This is a genomic window from Endozoicomonas sp. ALD068 (assembly GCF_049310145.1).
In the GTDB taxonomy this organism is placed as follows: Bacteria; Pseudomonadota; Gammaproteobacteria; order Pseudomonadales; family Endozoicomonadaceae; genus Endozoicomonas_A.
On the sequence record NZ_JBLYNU010000004.1, the window covers coordinates 6,091,676 to 6,113,130 of the forward strand.

Sequence of the window (21,455 nt, forward strand, 5' to 3'; positions counted from 1 at the left end):
CGGGGGCTTGCCCCCTCTTCTTCGTCTGGGGCGCCTGAAGGACAGCGTCAGGAATAAAAAGAAAAAGGAAAGGGATTCTATGACATGCTTTAATCGCACGCTGTTGTCGACCTCTATTGGCCTGGCTAACAGAGCAACATTCAACAAGGTTCCCTGGCCGGTAGTGACCGGTGCCCTGTTTTCTGCGCCGGCAATGGCAGTGGATAACGACATTCGTGCCGTAGATGGAATCACCTCGGTGTCCAGTTCCGGTAATGTCCATACCATTACTTCCACAAAGCGCTCCAATGCTTCCGCCATCAATGTCTTTGACAAGTTTGTAGTCGGCACATCCCATACCGCTAACCTGACAGTACCTGCTGATGCCAGTAATCTGGTCAATATCGTCAGGGGCTCTGATGCGCCGGAAGTACACGGTATCCTGAACAGCTACAAGAACGGCTCCCTGGGCGGCAATGTGGTATTCGCCAGCTCTGCTGGCTTCATCGTAGGTGAGACCGGTGTCGTCAATGTCGGCAAGCTTTCTATAAAAACACCCGATAGCAGTGAAATCGCTGCGCTTCTGTCCAATGGCGCGCCGGTAGACAGTGAGGTCAGTGATCTCCTCGGTAACAGTTTCAGCGTCTCTTCCTCTGGCCTGGTGAGAATCCAGGGCAAGATCAACACAGCTTCAGGCATAGACATCTACGCCAACACCATTGATGTTGATGAAAAGGCTATCATCATTGCCGGCAATGCAGCGGCTGCCAGCGGTGTCAGCAACTATGGACAAAACAACGATTACACGGCGGTTAACGTCGATGACCTGACTATTCCAAACGAATTAAAGGTCGATGGCGGCACTATTGTTCTCAAGGCTTCCAGCAGCGCAGACGCTGCCATTAACCTTTCCGGTGATCTTTATGCCGATGGTGGATTTACCATCACGGCTGAGAAAATTTCCGTCAACTCGGGTTCCACTCTGGATACAAGAGACGGCGCCAGTCTGGCTTCGTCCGGCAGTATTCAGTTTCAGGCTGACGGTAATACATCTACGACACTGACTCTCAATGGCAGTAGCAATCGTGTACTTCTCCAGAGTGGTTCTGCCGCTTCTCCGGAAACCAATGATTCCGGCATTAACCTGATTGGCAGTGTTCTCTCTGATGGATCAGTGACAGTTGCCGGTGACAAGGTTCAGATGAATTCTGGCAGTTCTCTGGATGCAGAGGGCAGTGTAACGGTCACGGCTGCTACTCAGGCCAGCGTCAGTGGCACTTTGGCTGCGGAATCGGGCATCAGTATTGACTCCAAAGATATAGATCTGAACAGCGGCAGTGTTCTCGATACTCGAAACTCAAGCGACACTGCCCGGGGTGATGTAACACTCACGGCCTCAGCCAGTCAGGATGTCAGCCTGGCTTCCGCCAGCGCGACAACCAACATTGATTTCAGCGGTCAGGTATACGCCGGAAGTCTGACCGCAAGCGCCAAATCGAAAGCTGCCAGCAGCATCAAAGAGGAACCTGGCGTAGCCATGGGCTCCGTGGTGGGTGGTGCCCTTGCCGGAGCGTCATTTTACCTGATGGACGCCGATGCTGAAGCAACAGTCAACGTCAACAGCGGCGCCAATATAAACGCCAGTGGTAATGTTTCTCTGGCATCAGAATCCCATGCCGTTTCCGACGCTTCCGCCATTACCCTGGGCAATGCTCTGCCCGGAGCACTGGCAGCAGTTTACGCCACCAGTGACGCCACCAGTACCACCCACGTGAAGTCAGGAGCTACGATTCAGGCGGGAGGAAACCTGGACGTTTCTGCCCACAACGAGTCCTATGTGGCGGCCACAGCATTCAACCTTATTGCTGAAGATGCCAACAAGGTAGTGATTGCTGCCGCCGTCGGGGAATCCGATGTTGACGCAACCGCCAAGATTGACAGCGGAGTTACCCTGGACGCCAACAACTTGGTGGTCGCCGCAGAGAACCAGAATTACTACCATATCTCTGCTTCTGCCTATGGCCTGAAAGCAACCCGCTATGGTGTTGCGGTTGCTGTGGGTGATTTTGATACCAATGCTACGGCCGAGCTGGGCAGCAGCCTTGGAACCGATCAGGATAAGACGGGAAATGTTACCATCACAGCCCTGGACCGGACTCTGAACCAGAGGGTTCACTCCGGTGTGACAGTGGGCAGTAACCTGTTCATGCGCACCATCGGCTCCAAAGCCATCAGCGGGGTTTCTGCGTTGCAGAATGGTGTCCACAACTTCACCACCAAATACCTCCCGATAGGGCACTCTGCTCCCACCGATGAAACGGGCAAGGTCAGCTTCAAAGGCGGCCTGGCATTTTCCCTCAACCTTTCGGATCACGATGCCTACAGTTTCCTCGGCACCAATGTATCAGGGCAGACGGATGCACCACATATTATTGCGACTGGCAATATTCTGGTTGCCAGCCAGACCGATCTGGGCAGCGATAATCAGGCCGTTGCGGGTGGTAACAACAATGGTGCCCTGGGAGGCGACCAGGGCGGTTACAGAACTTCGGCAGAAGCGGCTGTATCGGCTCCCAAAGAGAATTCCAGTGGCAGCAACCAGACTCCGGCATCGGACAAAAGTCTGGCGCTGGCCCTTAACCTTGCCATTAACGACAGTGACGCGGTAGCAGAAGTCGGCCAGTCGGTACAGATCGATGCGGCTAATCTCGGTGTCATTGCTCTGCAACATATGCCTATTGTCTCCACCTACGACAAGTGGGACACCTTCTCTGATGTCGTCGGCAAATTTAACGGTATCGGCGGGTTACAGAACAATATTCTGACCGGTTTCGCCAATGCCGGTGCGGCTGCAGATAAGGAAGCCTACGGCGGCAGCTTTAATGTCCTGTGGAACGATATGGACACCAAGGCCTGGGTAGGCGACAAAGCCAAAATAACGACGACCGGTACGGGCAACTGGAGTGCGAGCAGAGAACTGAAGGCCAACAGTGAAGTTCCCGGAATTCTGGGTAGCAGCAAGGTCTTTAAAGACGTCACCTATACCTTCTCTTTTGATGATTCGGTAGCGGTCAGGGCCTATAACCTGATGGAAACCGCTACTGTTGCTGGTAATCTCGGTAGTCTGGGGCTGATACCGAACGCCAACGGCACCAATGAGAAAGGTAAGTCGGTTGGCGGCTCCATTTCCTATATCCAGCAGTCCGGTTCAGCCGTGGCGGGTATTGGCAAAGCCACGGTCAATGCCAGTGGCAATGTGGGGGTTTATGCAGAAACAGACGAACGTCACTTCCTGGTGACGCCTTCCTCCGGGCAGTCCAGTGGTATTGGCTTCAGTGGAGTTCTCGGCTTTCTCAATTCGGAAGTGTTGACTCACGCATCCCTGCACAATCAGGCTCAGCTGAGCGCTGATAATCTTGTTATCATTGCTGACCATGAATTTGGCAACTGGGCGGCGGCTGGTGCCTTCAGCTGGTCAGACCAGTCAGCGGTTGGCATCGCTATAGCGGCGAACGTTTCCCAGGGCGATACCAAGGCGTTTATTGGTGACAATTCAAAGGAATACAATAAGGTCAAGTTTCAGGACAAGAACAATAGCGAGACCGATAAGCCTTCCCCAAGTTCGCCAACGGCACCTGATCCAACAAAAGGCATCGTCGTTAATTCGGTAAGCGTGCGTGCCCGTTCAACAGGCACCAACGGATCTCTGGCGGTTGCCGGAGCATTAACCACAGAGCCCAGTGATGAGCCCGGCATTGGCGCCAGGTTCGAGAATTGGTACAACGGCTTGTCTTCAAAGCTGGCTGCGAATTACACCGGCGCTACCGGAAGCAGCAGTGATTCATCGATAGGCAAATCTTCAGAAAGCGGCAAGAACGACGACAGTGGCTCAGGTTCTGGCAAAAGTTCTGCGGAAGTCTCCAAGGAGCAGCTGGGCCTGACAGGGGCGGGCAGCTTTACTGTCTCCGTCAACAATATGGACGCCAAGGCCATTATTGATGGTGCTGCCATCAGCGGTCACCAGAACGGTAACAGCTACAACGATGTCGATGTTGACGTTCAGGCTCTGGAAAAAGTGATCTCGGCTTCTGCGACAGGTTCAGCAGCGCTGTCTATGCTGGGAGCAAATTCGCCTACCAATCAGGATACTATTGCCGGGGCTATCTCCTATCAGATCAGTTTCAATGATGCCCTGGCCTGGATTAAAGACTCTGTCATCACTTATGCCGATGACGTAAATGTTCAGGCATTGCACGGTGGTGAACTGACTTCCGTCGCCCTGGCGCTATCTGTCACCAGGCCGGACTCTTCCTCTGGCCAGACACGTAATGGTGCGCTGTCCATCTCGGGTGCCCAGATATACGACGGCACATCAGCACGGATTGAAGGTTCGTCCATCAGCTCAAATCAGGGGGCGAATAATGATCTTGAAGTCTCCGCCTATAACAACAGTTATGTTGGCGTAGGGGGCGGTACCCTTTACGGCGGCGGCAAGCAGGGGGCCGGTCTGGCCATTACCTTTGCCGAGATTAATGATCCGTCCGCCATTCCCGGAGACGCCAACCCGGATGGCAATAATGTTCTCAGTACCGCCTATGATGAGGATGTTTATGACGGTGCAGCCACCGAAGCCATCGTTGACTTCAGTGGTTCCAACCGGTCTTATCTCAATAACTTTGACCGGGTCGACATCAGTGCCCGCAGCCTGAACCGGATCGGTATTGGCGCCGCAGGTATTGGCTATAACAATAATCAGGAAGATTCCCTGGGCTTCCAGGGCAGCTTTGCCATAGGTTCCATCGGTGCGGACACCAAGGCGCTGATGAAAGGCACCAACATCACTGGGGCGGGTGTCGTTAATCTTAATGCCAGTGGTGAGAAAGACGGCGATCTTGACAAGATTCTCAGTGACCTCGGCTCCAGTAATACTAACAAGGATTACGACTTCAGCGGTGCTGAAGCCATGGACAATACCAACGTCCACACCAGTGAAGACGGTAGCGGCTCGACTTACAACTACTCCTCAGAAGGCAAGCGCATCATTGCTGTGGCTGGTGCTGTTCAAGCTGGTAAAAAGAATCTGGGTATTTCCTACGCCCATGCGGATGTGAAAAGTGAAACCAAAGCCCGCATGGAAGACGTCAATATCAATAAGTCAGGAGCCGGGGCAGACGTTAATATCAATGCCCGTGACAACTCCCTGCTCTACAGTGTTGCCATTGGTGTGGGTGTAGGCACTGGCGGCTTCTCCGGTGTCGGCTCTGTTGCGGTTAACCGCCTGAATAACCAGGTCCTGGCTGAAATTGGTGACTGGAACGGTTCCGATAAGGGGACCATCAACGCCAGTGACTTGTCTGTGGTCGCCCAGAATGACATGGATCTGATTAACGTCGCTGGTTCAGTAGCGGTGGCCAGTGGTCAGGGTGGCGCTATTGCCGGAGGTCTGGCAGTAGCCCTGAATCTTGTAGGTACTGACGAGCATTCAACAAAAGCCAGGGTCAGCAACACCAGCCTTAAGGTGGATGAGGATCTTACCGTCAGGGCGCTCAGCGGAACATCCAATGATCATAATCTGCTGGTGGGCAACGCCATCGCTATAGGTGCCAATCTTGGGCAGAGTGGTATTGGCTTTGCCGGCGCAATTTCTACCAACAATGTCGATCAATCCATCGAAGCCGGTATTAAAGACACCGCCACCAATCGTTCCAGCGCAGCATCTTCAACCAGTGGCGGTGATGTCGTTGTCCAGGGTCAGGATTACAGTGATAGCGTAGCCACAGCCTGGATGGGTGCTGGCTCCGGCAATGGTTCCGCCGGTGGTGTCGCCATTGCTACCAACCGTGTCGATTCAGATGTCACGGCAGAAGTGCTGGGTAACAAAGGCAACCCTGGCAGTACAACGCTCAAGGCGCAGAACGTTACTGTTGACGCTTTCCGCCGTAACTGGCTGTTGACCATCGACGCCGGTGTTGCTGCTTCCAAACAGGTATCCCTGGCGGGCTCAGTGGGAACCGGCGTTATAGACGGCAATGTGACAGCAAGAATTGCCGACGATGCCCGAATAGATGCCTGGAACAATGTCTTGGTCAATGCTGATGCGATGAGCGTCAATCTGGTGGGCAGTGGTGCTGTCGGCATTGGTGTCGATGCAGGCGCTGGTGCTGTCGCCATCTCTACAGCGATGGAATACGGCAAAACAGAAGCCTACATTGACGATGCAGTTGTGATTGCCAGAGGCAAGGGCAGCACTATGCAGGTGGATACCGGTGATCTCAAGGGCTATGGTGATCTGCCGGATCTTTCTACTGCCGGTGACAGTTCCAATCCGGATGCTGTCTCCATGGGTGACCTGACTTCCGGCTTCAACACGTTATCTGTGGAGCGCACCAAAGAATCGGTCAATGGTCTTGTTGTTAATGCAACGTCCAGAACCAAGCAGCGCGCGATTACTGTCGGCGGTGCTGGTGGCAAGGCCGTTGCTATCAATGTCAATGTAGCAACTAACGGCACCTATAACGCTACCAGGGCTTATATCAAGGATGCCACCATTAACTCCGGCGTTTCCGGTGAAGATGGTGCAGATGTCTATGTTCGTGCCAATGCTCATGAAGCGGGACTGGCTGTTTCTGCAGGTGTTGCCGTTTCTGGTGGCGGTGAAGCCGCTGGCGCGGGAGTTGGTGGTTTTGCCACCAATGACCAGAAGCGTTCCAGTGAAGCTACGGTTGAAAACAGTACTGTTAATGCGGATAAAGTAACCATTGACGCCAATACCTCGAAACTGGCTCAGGCCGTTTCAGCGGGTGTGGCAGCCGGGTTAGGCGCAACCGGTGGCCTGGGTGGCGCTGCTTCAGTGGTTATCACTGAACAGGCCGGTAACACGCGTGCCTGGTTACGAGGTGGCACAACCAATGCCAGAGAGGTAGTGGTTGTCTCCGACAGACGTCAGGAAGCCAATGTCGCCGCCGGTGCAGCCGGTATCGGTACGACAGTGGGCGTTGGTATTGGATTGGCCGTCAATATTGTGGGTGGTGATTCGAAAGCCATTATTGGCAATGATCTGGACGATAACGGCGATACCCTGACTACCGCAGTGAACTCAGATACGGTTACAGTGGATGCTGATCGGGTTTCCAGTGCAAAAAGTTATGTCTTTGGTGCTGGACTGGGTGGCGGCTATGGTGTCGCAGCGATGATCAATACTACGGAATTCCGTGGCGAAACACGTGCTGCAATTCATGGTTATCTCAAGAATAGCAACCTCACCACAGACATTCGTGGCAGTGACGGCAGTTCTGCCGCCACTAACGTGACCGTTAATGCTCAAGAACTTCAGGATGCTGATCAGTGGGCTGCGGGTATCGGTGCTGGCGCCAGTTTGGGTGTGGGTGCTGTGGCGAATGTGGTGCTGGGACGTTCCCAGGTCTACAGTGAAGCGGTTGGCTCGGACATTGAAGCGGGCACACTGGATATTGACGCCAATGCCCAGCGCCAGTCCAATCTGATCAGTGTTGCTGGTGCTGCATCCACTAACGCAGCCGCAGCGGTCAGTATCGGTCTTGCTCTTTATGGTCAGGGTGATACGACAGCCGAAGATGGCACCAACGCTGAAGATGAGTTTGATCCAAGCCGAAACGAAGCCAACACGGTTCTGGCTACGGATACTGCCAGCTATAACAGACATTTGTCTGATGAAGAGATCGCTACGCTGGAAGCCGATAACAATGTCACCATAACCCGCAGTCAGACGCCTTCTACTTCAACGACGACAGAATCAGGTAAGTCTCTCAAGCTCAGTGGTGAAAGTGTCACTGCTGCCCGGATCAGTGGCGGCAAGATTGATGTCGATACGCTTAACGTCAACGGTCGTACGCTGCAGCACAGCTACCAGGGGCTGGGCGCAGCTCAGGCCAGTTCTGTGGGTATTGCAGGCGTGGTGGGTATCAGTCGTTCCTATGAAATGAACATCGCCACCGTAGACAGCAATGTCAAGGCAGACAATGCGGTGATCGGCGCAAGCCTGGAGAATGCCAGCAGCGATGACGGCGCTCTTGAAATGAAGAGCTTTATTGTTGGCCTGGGTGGAACCAGCGTCGTTATTAACTACACCGATGCGCGCAGTGAAAACCGGGTTGTGGCCGGAATCAACTCAGCAGAGGGTAACGACACCGGAGATCTTGAAGTTACCGCTACCGATTCCACCGATATTCGTCTTGGGGATGTCAGCAGCGGTAAGCCCTCATCGGTTACCGATGGTTCCCTGAACATCAATATTGGCGCCGGGGCTCTTGGGGTCAGCATTGGCTATGCAGAAAAGGACAGTGACATTGATGCCTGGGTGGGTGAAACAGGCAAGCTGATAGACGGCTATAACAACATCACCGTTTCTGCCCTCAACGAAGGTATGGTGAAGAGCACAGGCTTCGCTCTGGCAGGCGGTTTGTTGGCAGGAGTTCAGGGGGTTGTGACTGACGCCCGCGATGATTCCGATGTAAAAGCGACAGTTTACGGCACCATTGATACCGGCTCTGATTCCAGTGCCGTTAATATCAATGCCCAGTCTGCATCGGAACTTTACTCCAGTGCTTATGGTGTCACCGTTGCGGCGGGTGGTTCCATGGGCGGCTCTTTTGCTTATGCCATTGCTGATACTAAAGCGGAAGCCGAAGTGGCTGACGGAACGGTATTTAACGGCAGTGGTGAAGTTATTGTTCGCTCAGAAACTGGCAGCGGCGCTGACGGTTATCAAAGTGCCTATGCTGCAGCCTTTGCAGCTTCCGGTGGTTTGCTCCTTGGTATTGCAGGCAGTGAAGCCAGGGCCACTAATAAGTCTCAGTCCATTGCCAGAGTGGGCGATGGTGTTTATCTGCCGTATTCTGACTTCACTGTGAATGCCCGTCATACCGGGGTGCAGATTGCTGATGCCGACGGCTACTTCGTTGGTCTGGTGGCCGGAGGCTATCAGACAGGTGTTGCTCAATCTTTCAGCTCAAGCCGGGTTGAGTTTGGCAAGAATCCGATAGCTGCCCTGGAACGTCCGGGTGACCTGACTCTGGACGCCACCAGTTACAACCAGAACCAGAGCTTTACCACCGCAGGCGGTGGCGGCTATTACTCTGGCAGTGCTGCAGAATCGGTTATGGATGCTGGTGATCACAGCAATGGCAATGAGTCCGCTGCGGTCAAGATTGATGACTGGTCTGGCAACTATCGGATTGTTCCTGTCGATGCCGGTGGTGTTTATATTTCTGCCAGCAGTGAGACGGAGTTCTTTGCCGGAACCGATGCTACCACCGTTTCTGTAGTGGGTGGTTCAGGCGCAACTTCTCTGGTCGAGGTGGATACCAATGCCAGGGTGGAGCTGGGCGAGAATGTCAGCTTCTCGGCGCTGGATATTGATATTGACGCCTTCAACAGCGCTTACCAGATTCAGAATCCTTACTTCAATGGCTTTACCTCTTCTATTCACGGCGCGGGCGGTGGTGCCGCCAACGGTACTGCGGGGCTTTCCTACCAGGATCTGAAAAACCTCGCCGCCGAAGTGGTGGTGGGTAAAAACGCTGTGCTGAAGATTTCTGACCTGGCCTGGATGGACAGCACTTACGACCACAACATTATGTTGGACGCCAACACGGATTTCTTTGTCTACGACGAATCCAAGCTGGAAATCGGTGGTGCCTTGCAGGGGGCAGGCGCTGAATCCGATGTGGATGTCAAAACCCGCAACAAAATCTCATTGGGTGAAGGGGCTGAACTTTATAACCCGAGGGGAGAGATTGGTATCGGCACTTACTCCCGGGGCAGTGCCGTGTCCCAGGCTAATGTAACCGTCTGGGCGGCAGCGGGTGTTGCCGGTGGTGTCAGTACCGTTGATCTGGATGTTCTTAACCAGATTGATATTGGTAAAAATGCCATTATCAATGGTTATGGTAATGTCGGAATCTACAGCGGCCGTGGCAGTAATTACTTTCAGGAGAATCAACTGACAGGTAATGCCCTGGCCAACGTCTATAACTGGACAGCTATTCCTATTCCGGCTGGCAACAAGGCAAAATCCAACATCACCCTGAATAACAAGGTGAACTTTGCTGATGGTTTTGACATTGGTTCCGACAGCCATGTGTTTATTGAAGCCAATGAAGGACAGGTCAGTTCCACGCACCGTGGCATTGAAAAGAACCCCTACCTGGAGCTGTTCAGTTCTGAAACCAGCTTTGGCAGCAGTGACTCCAGCACCAGTAATATTCTGACCTTTAACGGCAATGGTAAGGTAGTTGCCGGGCAGTACGCCTATCAGTGGGTGGAAATAGAGTCCGACGGCACCATTAATAAGCAGCTCTACCGTTATGGTACGGCAGCCCGGATGAATGAGAAGTACTCCAGCCGGGCAGAACTGGAAGCCTACATCAAGGATCTTCAGGATCGCGTTGACCTGCTGGAGTCCTGGGACGGTTCCAGCATCCTTATCGATGGGATTACAGTGAGTGATGGCGATGGCGAAGATACCGGCAGCTCATCCGGCACCGGCTCCGAGAGCATCGTCGATGGTGGCACAAACCCTTACCAGGATGAGATCAATGAGCTGAAGTCAGAAATTGTACTGCTGTCGGCTATCGTCAATGATCTGTCTGCGAATCCGAACGATGCCATCAGGGTGGCGGATGTTCAGGCTACAGCAGGGAATATCAACCTGGTGGCAGACACCATTACACTGGCTGGCAGTAACAAACCTGACTTTACTGCCAAAGGCGACGCCTACATCAAAGTGGAGAACAAGACCGATGAACATTTGCTGCTGGAAAACCTGAGCATTACCAATCAGACCGGCGGTAACGTGTTTGTCACTGGCGGTGCCTCGCTGGGCAGCAATTATATCTTTGAGCAGTCCGGCAGTGATTTCACGTCGAAGACTGGCATTGATATCAGCCATGCGCCAACCGGCGCCAACTACCTTGACTCTGACGTTATTATTAATGGTGATATCTCTAACCTGCTGTCCAGTGTCAATATTGATGTGGCAGAAGGCGATCTGATTCAGCAGGCTACCATCGAAGCTAACGCCATTAACCTGAACGTAGAGAACGGCAGCCTGCTGCTGAATTCCAACAAGCCACAAACTTACGGTCGTGATCCCAAGGCGCTGGTCAACTACACTGCTGGCTGGAAACCCTCCGCTGAAGGTTTTGTGCAGCTTTATCTCAACGACAAATACAGCACAGCCATCAATGCTACTGGTATTAATGACTTCAATAACTGGTTTACAGGCCGTGCAATCCGTCATACCGACGACCAGAAGAGTTATTACCAGGGCGGTAGCTACGGCTACGACGAGATGAACATCTACTTCAACTGGGGCTTCAGCGACAGTAAAGAATACAACGGCAGCGATGCAGTAGTATTCGAAATGCGCACCAACAGCAGCAGTCGTGGCGGTAGCAAGTGGAAGTTCAAGCCTGTTCAGAATTTACAGTCCAAACTTGAGCAGAGCGCTACCTACTCTCAGGTGAAAAGCAGTCTCGGCGGCACTGGCACTTCCATTATTGGTGAGAAAGTTGTTATTAATGCCGAGCGTCTGGATATTAACGGCAAGATCATTGTCGGTACCGATAACTCCTGGTCTGTGGATGTGGGTTCAGGCTTTGATGCGACCGTCGCCGATTACATCAGGGACGCCGGGCTTTCTGCCGGCGATGTGATTAATATCAGGCCCGGTGAAACCAAGGCTCTCTGGGTCAGACATCCGTCTCTGCCCGGCCTCAAAACCCTGAAATACTATAACTTTGATGTGTCGTCCAGTAATGGCACCTCCGGCATCGGTCTGACTTATGATGTTGCTACCGGTAAGCTCAGGGCTGATGATATTCCGGTCAGCGGCGGTGGCTATGTGGCTATCAGGGCTAGAATTTCCTCAACCGGCGAAGAAGGTAATATTACCGTTAAGGACGGTCTTGGCCAGATTGACATCAATAACGACTCCAGCAAGCAGCTGGTGCTCGGTACTATCAGTGCCGGAGACGATGCCACTGGTGTTATCCGCATTACCGACCTGAACAAAAGAAAAAATGGCAGCTATTACAGTGAATGGTTCGTTCACTCGCCCGGCAACAAAATCAGACAGTATGAGACCGACGCCTGGGCGGTCAGCTATGACGAATCCAATTATGTGAAGAGCCTTGGCGGCACCGGAACAACGTCGACCATGACCTACAACCCCATGGCCGGACAGCTGTTTTATATCCGTGAAGGGGCGACAGTGGTGCGTAGCTTCGATCCGCCCGGAGACAGCTCTGCGCCTTATGACGGCAAGTCTATTGATGGTTACTTTGCGAAGTATCCGAACACCCTGGGGGACTGGTATTACGAAACCAACTGGAACACTGAAACCAGCTATTACACCACCTGTTCCTACAAGCCGGAAGCCTGTTCCAATGGCACAGCCAGTAATTACCTGACCCAGGTCTATGACCGTGGTGGTGAGTACGTCTGGGGGGTGAAGTGGGGCCTCAGCTACGACAAGTACTACGGCAGTAACATGACCAATGTCGATCCCGTGGTTTACGTTCCCTATCGTATGTGGATGGATGCTCACACCTATGTGAAGGCGGACAACGCGATCAGCTTCCAGTTCACTGGTTCGGCTAATGGCTTTATTGACCTGACCTCAAAATCTTCTATAGAGCTGACCGGTAACGTTTATAACCCCAGTGGCACCACGAATATCAGCACGCTCAATAATCTGATCACTTCGGGGTCCACCGCCATTACCTCTGACGTGACCACCATTGCGGCCAGAGGCAGCATTGGCAGCCAGGATAATGCACTGGCGATCATTACCGACGAGTTGGGCCTGAGCTCCAGTCATGGTTCTCTTTACTTCAACGTGACAGGCGCCGATGGTGATGTCGAACTTCGACATCTGAAAGCCAAATACGACATTGTTGGTGTTGTTGACAAAGGCATTGTGGCCAAAGACAGCAGTACGATTATTCAATCTGACCGTCTGGATCTGACCAGCTCCACCGGTGGCATTGGTAAGGTCGGAACCATTGGCAATACCGGTACCTACCAGTTCGTCAATATTTCCACCACCGGCACAGTGAAACTGAATGCCGCTACTGATATTGCTGTTAATCAGGCCAATGGCGACCTTGAGCTGTACAGCGCCAATGCTAACGAAGAAGTGGTGATCAAGCTGGGTAATGGCCGGATTACCAACGGTATTGGCCGACTGGACAAGACCGATGAAGAGCTGGCTTATGATGCTGCGGTATGGGACAGCCTGAACCTGCTGGATGATGACGCCGGTGCTGTGACTGTGTCGTCTTACGAAAACCAGTTCACGCACAAGTACCATACCTACTGGATGATCAAGCAACGTCTGTCTGACGACAGCGATGCCGGTTTCACCATCGATCCCGCCTTTGTTGAAGCCCTGAAAGTGCGTTACAACACCACTGACGAAGTGGAACTGACCAGTCTGGTGAAGGCCGACTATCAGGGACTTGAACAGTGGTTCGCAGATCAGGTTGCTGCCGCTGATGTTTACGACAAGGCTGAAGACGCCATTGGGATTGAGCAGAAAGGTACTCTCTTCGGTTATGACTATGGCAATCTGCTCACTGGCAGTTACGATCAGAGCTATCGCCTGACTCTGGCGAAAGACTCGAGCTGGTACACCGGCATGGTGGATGGTGCAAAGTGGAAGCAGAGCCAGCTGGATATCAGTATCTCTGCAACAGCGCTGAATGGCGATGCTTCAAGCCAGCTGACCAACAGGGAGGCCAACATCAAGGCTTCCGACATTCACCTGATTGCCAATGGCGGCAGTGTCGGTGAAAACCTGAATGACCTGGTCTTCAGTGTCAGCCGTGATGGTTCCGGAACCATTACCGACGCCCAGAAAGCGGCTCTGCTGGCTGCCGGTGCCGGTGATATTTCAACGACAGTGACCCAGAACAATGTAACGTTCAACGTCAAGCAGGTTGACCCGATCAAGATCGATATGTCCGGGGAGCTCTACGCATCGGCCACCAAAGAGATCTACATCGAGTCCAAATCCGGCCTGACCCTGGGCAGTCTGGCTTCTTCCGGTAACGACATTCGTCTGGTGGTGGATGGTGCCATTGAAGCTAAATCAGGGCTGACCAATATAACTGCCCGTGACCTGTTTATCGCTAATACCCGTGGCGATATTGGCTCGCAAAGCAATGCCGTGAAGCTCAATCTCACAGGAGCGCTCAGACAGGCGGGTGCTGCATCGGATATGTACCTTCAGGGTGTGGGTGGTGATCTCTATCTGGGTTCAATCAGTGCTGGTGGCCTGCTCTCCATAGCCAACGGTAATGATCTTCTGTCGTACAACAACGACAGCTTCCTTGCTGCTGAGTCATTCAATCTGGACGTCAACAGCCACGATCTGGGCAGCAGTTCCGGGGCGTTGAATCTGATTATGACAGGTACGGGTACTTTCCGTGCTGACGCAGGCAATGCCTGGCTGAACGTGAAGGACTCCAGCCTGTTCTCGCTGGGGCAGGTTGATATCGACAAAACCTTGTCCCTCAGCGCAGTGGGCGCCCTGGCTCTGCAGGGGAATATTGACGCTACTGACCTGACTCTGGATGTGGATGGCGCTCTGACCAGCGGTGGTTACACAATGACCGTTGGGAATGACGCTGACATAGATGCCGACAGCATTGACCTGGGCGCCATGAACGTCAGAGTGGGCAGTGCGAATATCTACGCCCAGTCTGGCGGCCTCACTCTGGGTGATGTCACTGCATCCAAAGGTTTGTTGACGCTTCTGGCTAATGGTCAGCTGACTCTGAATGGTGACATTGTCACTCAGGGTGGAAATCTTCTGGCTGACGCCAACAGGATTGCGATGGATTCTCTGGCCTCTGTGACCAGCTCCGGCAATATCACCATGACGGCGTCAGACAGCATGAACCTGTTTAATCTGACAGCCCGCAATGGTGTGATTGACCTGACTGCCAGCAACGGTTTTGATGCTCAACTGGGTTCAATTACCGCGACTCGTCTGGATGCCCGTGAGGTAGACATCGAAACCCAGGCTGACCTGACTCTGATTGACACAGTCGCAACCTCTGCAGGCAATATATTGCTCACCTCAGGTGGCGATATGTTCCTGAATGCGGATATCACCAGTGACCAGGGCTCCATTATTCTCGATGGACAGAAGGGACTGTATGCCACTCGTCGTATAAAGTCTGGCCAGGATCTTCAGATCACCACCAAAGGCAACCAGGAGCTGAGCACTCTGGAGGTTGGCGGCAACCTGGATATTGATCTGGAAGGCGGTTCAACCCTGAGTATTGCCTCTGCTACCGTTGCCGGGCTTGTGGACATTCTCTCCAGTGGCGACCTGACGCTGTCCGGCTCTCTGGCTGCGAGCGATGTGAGTATTGAAACAACCGGTGGCCTGACCTCTGGCGGTTCCATCAGCTCTTCAACAGGTTCCATGACCCTGAAGATGGGCAAAGGTCTGAACGTTCAGGGTGACATCGGTGCTTTCAGCAACATGAATATTGTTGCCGTTGAAGGTGTCACTATGGCAGCCGGCAAGAGTATTACCGCCGGTGGTTACATGGACATTAACGCCGCCTTCATCAATATGAGCGACAACAGCCTGATAAAATCCGGCGCTGACATGAAGCTCTATACACCGGGCTCCATGCTGCTGGGCACTCTGGAAGTGGGTGGTAACCTGGATATCGATATTGAGTCGGGTGCCGAGCTTGCTATCAGCAGTGCGACGGTTGCGGGTATCGTCGACATTCTTTCCAGCGGTGATCTCGATCTGTCCGGCTCTCTGGCAGCCAGTGACGTCACCATTGAAACCGCAGGCGAACTCACTGCCGGTGGTTCCCTCAGTTCTTCAGCTGGTTCCATGACCCTGAAGGTAGGTAAGGGGCTGAATGTTCAGGGTTATATCAGTGCCTTCAATGATATCGACATTGTTGCTGCAGATGGGCTGACAATGGCCTCTGGCCGAAGCATTACCGCTGGTGGCTACATGGACATCAATGCCGCCTTCATCGATATGGGCGACAACAGTCTGATGAAATCCGGTGCTGACATGAAACTCTACACACCGGGCTCCATGTTGCTTGGCGTTCTGGAAGTAGGCGGTAATCTCGATGTCGATATTGAATCAGGCTCCGTGCTTGCCATTGATTCTGCCACAGTTGCGGGAACCGTCGATGTACTGTCCAGTGGCGACCTGACACTGTCCGGCTCTCTGGCTGCAGCGGACGTGAAAATAGAAACCGCAGGTGATCTGACTGCCGGTGGTTCTATCAGTGCTTCTGCAGGCGCCATGACGCTGAAGATGGGCAAGGGGCTGAATGTTCAGGGGGATATCAGCGCTTCCAGCAATATGAATATAGAAGCGGTTGAGGGTGTCCTGATTGCTTCAGGCAGAAGCATGAGCGCGGGTGGCAACCTTGATCTCAAGGCTGCTTTCCTCGAGATGGCAAGTAGCAGAATTCTCTCCGGCGGCAACATGCAACTGACCACCAACGGTCTGATGGATCTTTCCGAACTGGTGGCAGGAGGTAATCTGACCCTGTTCAGTGGATCTGGACCGATTCTGTTCAACAAGTCTGTTACTGCTGGTGGACATACCAACATCAGAACAGGCAGCCCGGTTGTCTTGAGACTGTCTGCGTTTTCAGAGCCAGGCGCAGTGAATCTGGCAGCGGGAGAAAGCATTACCTCAGCCGGTGGCATCTCAATAGACACAGACACTCTGGTGCTGGGTGACAACAGTCGTTTGAATTCCGGGGATGGCGTCACTGTGTTGCTCAACACTTTTGAGATGGGCGACGATGTGGAAATTTCTGCTGTCAATGACATCGACATGACGGTTCAAAGTCAGGTCGTTCTGAATGGCCCGGTAAGTTCCAGCGCGGGTTCCATTCGAATTACCGGCGCTGAAGGTCTCGATATTCTGCACAGCCTCAATGCGGGTCAGGATATTGTTCTGACTGTTCCTGAAACCGTGGTTCTGCCTACCGAAAAACACCTGCTGGCTGGACGCAGCATCCGTGTGACTTCTGACTGGCTGGATCTGCAGGGCAATAACAATCTGCACGCAGGGGCAAACCTGACACTCAGCAATAATGGTATGAGCTTGCCTGACACGACCAGCCTGAGAGCGGGCGGTGATATGGCATTGCTGACCAGTGGTCTGGTCAGATTGAATGGTCAGGTGCAGCAGACAGGAGGCTCTTTCCAGGTCAACACTGACAGTGACATCCAGCTTAAGCAGGACATCAATGCCGGTCGACATATTCTGTTGACTACGCCTGAAGATGTTTATCTGGAAGTGGGTCGCAGCCTGATTTCCGGAGAGGACCTGCGGGTTGAGTCCGACGGCCTGTATCTGGGACGAAACACTGTGCTTGATGCCGGTGGCAACCTGGCGCTTATTAATAATACGCTGTCACTGCCTGACAGTGTGCAGATCAGCGCGGGTGGCGATCTTGAGCTTGAGACCGATGGAAGGCTCTATCTGACCGGTACCATTGGTGATATTGGCGGCTCTCTGCGGATTCGCACCGATGAACTGTATCTCTATCAGGATCTGAATGCCGGCGAGAGCATCGAGCTTGATACCAGCTACCGCATTTATCAGCAATACCGCAGGAATCTGGTCGCTGGAGAAGATATCAGTCTCAGTACTGACCGTTATTACACCGGCTATCGTAGCAGCCTGACGGCCGGGGATGATATTTCTGTGTCTACCCGGGATGGACTCGACTTTTACTACGTCAGCGCCGGTGGTGATTTCGCTGTTGACAGTGCATACGGTGATGTTCACTTCAAGGAGTCTGTCACAGCAGGTGGAGACATGAGTGTTGAGTCTGGCCGTAGTGTCTATCTCTCGTCATGGAAAGACATCACTGCGGGCTCTCTCGCTGTGGGAACGGCCAATCAGTCCGGAGCTTATCGTTTCTCGGTGGGGTATGGCAGCACCATCGAGACAGAGGGCGACCTGCTGGTGAACACCACCTACAGCCAGGACTATCAGGAACTGATCGTTGGCGGTGATTTCACGGCAAGGGCTGAATATGGCTCTATCCATTTCCGGGACTCTGTGACGGCAGGTGGTGCTGTGAACCTCCACTCGGGAAGGGATATCTACCTGTCATCCCACAATGACCTCACAGCGACCTCTCTTTCCGTAGGGTCAGAGAGACAGGTGGGAGCCTACAACTTCTCGGTTGGTCACAGCAGTACCATCAAACTTGATGGTGACCTGTTGGTTCATACCAGACACGATCAGCAGTATCAGGCAACAAACGTCGGTGGCAGTGTTAATGCTGTGGCTGAGCAAGGGCGGATTTACTTTGCTGACTCCGTGATTGCTGCAGGGGATATGCAACTGCAGGCAGGACGTGACATTGACCTTTCAGGCCGTAGTGTCCTCAGCGCCAACTCTCTGACCATTGGCAGTCAGGAGCAGGCCGGGGCATACAACTTCTATGCAGGGTACGACAGCCGTATTGAGATTGCTGACGACATGTTCATACACACCACAAACTACCAGTCTTATCGTGATGTGACGGCTGGCGGTGATTTTGACGCCATTGCACATAGCTGGATCAATTTCAATGGTGATGTAAACGTCGCAGGAGCGATGAATCTTTATTCCGCAAGGGATATCCATCAGGCTTCACACACTGATTTGAAAGCAGGCTCCCTTACCGTTGGTTCAGAAGATTCGGTCGGTGCCTATCGCTTCAGCACGGGCTATGACAGTGTTATAGAAACCGACGGTGATCTTTTCATCAGCACCACGTCTTCCCAGAATTACCGTGCGCTGACTGCAGGAGGCGACTTCACCGCCAGGGCAGGATGGGGAGATATTGACCTGGGTGGATCAGTCATTGCTGAAGGTGCTGTAAGCTTGTTCTCCGAGAGGGACATTAGTCTTTCGGGCTGGACAGACCTTAAGGCGGCCTCACTGACAATAGGTTCCTCTGAGCATTACGGAGCTGATCGTTTCTCAATGGGCTATGAGAGTTCCATTGAAGCCAGTGGCGCGGTAACCATTCATACCCGCGGTAACCAGTATCTCGGCAGTCTGACATCCCACGCTGATGGATTGGCCTTTGCTCTCACCTCTGCACAAGGCGGCATTTACGGAAACAATGAATACAGATTCAGTAAGTGGCGTGATGCCAGTCACCTGACAGCCAGCAACGGAGAGGCTGTTCTTCAGGCTGCTACAGGTATCGGGCATCCGCTGGTGGTTGATCTGCCATGGCTTTCAGCAGAAACTGAGAGTGGCAATATCAACATTCTGGCCCGTGCCGATCTTCAGGCCAGTCTGCTTAAGACGACTGGTGGCAATATCTACATGACAACTCTGGGCTCACTGTCCATTGATGAACTGGAAGGTAACGCCTGGCTGGTGGTGGGTGATCTCCTGTTTGCCGGCAAAATGACCATGGAGCGTGGCTCGATTCGTGCTGAAAATGGCGTGGAGGTTGAAGAACTCAGTCTGACTGGCAGGCATGGCGTCAGCTTTTACGCACCTGATATCCGGGTGACTCAGGTCGATGACGAGGGCACCAGCACGGAAGTCGATACACAGCACTATGCGTATATCAAGCCTGCCTCTGAAAGCCGCAGTTGGGGATGGGGGAGATTTTTCTAGGGTGTAATTGGCCTGTCCAGTGATGGGCAGGCCTGGGAGTAGATGTACTTGGACGGGTATAACAAGAAAAATAATGCTTGCAGAAAGCGACTTTTCTCTAAATTCCATTTCTCGTTGAATGCAGCCGGACTGGCTTTATGCAGTCTCTGGCTGCAATCAACGGTCACTTTGGCCACACAACTACCGCTGCCAGATCCTTCGGGAAATCTCAGCAGAGACATTGAGAAGCAGAAAGAGCGCCTGGTTGAGCCTGAACTGAGAAAAAAGACGCCAACTGTGAAGAAGGATCAGGAGCCGGAAGCGGTTCAGGAAAGCGGTGGTCCAATGCTTCTTTTGCAGGGCATTCGCTTCACAGAATCTAGACACCTGTCCCGAGAGGAATTGCAGTCGCTGGCGGAGCCCTGGCTGGGCAAAGAAGTCAATTATCAGGATTTGCAAACCCTGCTTGGAGCTGTCAATACACTCTACAAGAGCAAAGGCATTTACACGGCTGCTGCAGTGTTTCCGGAACAGAAAATAGAGAACGGGTTGGTCAGTATCAGACTGGTGGAAGGTCGCTTTGGTGAACTGGTTTTTTCTGGCGAAGTGGAAGAGGATGACAGAGCGTATTTTCAGAAGTGGATCAATACAGACTGGCAGAAAGACTCCATCGATGTCGAAGCGCTGGAGCGGGATATCCTGTTTTATAACCGGGTTCACGGCCAGAGATTGCAGTCAGAGCTTAAGGCCGGTCAGGCGTTTGGATTGACCGATGTCGTTGTTCAGATTCCTGAATCGGAAGAAGGAGCGTCGCTCTATTTTGATAACCACGGCACTGAAAACGCCGGAGAAGAGCAGTTAAGTCTGCTCTACCAGAAAACGTCGGTGTTCAGCCACGGCGACAAATTATTGGGCTATGGTCTGACGTCTGATGGACTCAAGTCATTCAGCGCCAGCTACAACCGGGTCTTGGGCGAAGAGGGCTGGAGACTGGGAGGCAGTTTCCAGTACACCGACAGCGAGCTGGAAATCACGACAGTTGACGTCGACGTTACCGGTGACACGACACGTTACACTCTGGATGCCAGTTACCTGTTCTGGTCCGACATTGATGGCTGGCTGAACCTGCTTTTTTCAGCCAGCAGTACTCGTTCGGAAAACGCTGTTGCGGATGAACCTTTGTCGGACTACCGTAATGATCAGCTGCAGTTCGGGCAGGAATTGAATCTGCTGGACGACAACTGGCAGGTTAATGGCCGACTGCTGTTCAGCAGACTGCGCAGCAAGTCCATTCTGAATGACGATGTGCGCTACCTGAGTTTGTTGAACCCGAGCCTGACCCTGATCTACAACTTTGACTCGCCACTCTATGTGCTGTCTTCATGGGAGGCTCAGTGGGCCAGTGAAGCAACTCTGCCTTCGAGCCTTGGCTTTGCTCTCGGAGGGTTGTACAGCATTCGAGGCTATAACAACAGTGCTGTGACCGGCGACAAAGGCTGGCGTCAGCAGACAGAGCTGCACTACTCTGGCCTGTCCTATCGACAGAGCGCAATCGAACCTTTTGTCTTTCTTGATCATGGCGAGACAAGGATGCCCGGTTCCCACGAAAAACTCACCTCCGCTGGCCTGGGGACAAAAGTCTCTGCCGAATGGGGCGCTGTTGAAATCACTGCCGCCCAGACGCTCGAGCCGGTGGGTGTCTCAGGGAATGACTTTCGGGTTTATGCGCGGTTTAGTCTGACCAGCTGGGATTGAGGTGCTCTGATCATCAAACAGGTTGCCACGAGGTTGCCACGCTTGAGCATGGGAGCGAGCC

Annotated in this window: 2 protein-coding genes; both read left to right on the plus strand. The window is 53.0% G+C overall.

What is annotated here, in order from left to right; genetic code table 11:
- Positions 1-79 precede the first annotated feature (79 nt).
- The gene (locus ACO6V5_RS22815; RefSeq protein ID WP_422410671.1) at positions 80-19,660 is read left to right on the plus strand and encodes a leukotoxin LktA family filamentous adhesin; all 19,581 of its coding nucleotides are present in this window, start codon (positions 80-82) and stop codon (positions 19,658-19,660) included.
- A gap of 48 nt (positions 19,661-19,708) precedes the next feature.
- Positions 19,709-21,394, plus strand: a complete 1,686-nt coding sequence (locus tag ACO6V5_RS22820) for a ShlB/FhaC/HecB family hemolysin secretion/activation protein (protein WP_422135458.1) — start codon at positions 19,709-19,711, stop codon at positions 21,392-21,394.
- Positions 21,395-21,455 lie beyond the last annotated feature (61 nt).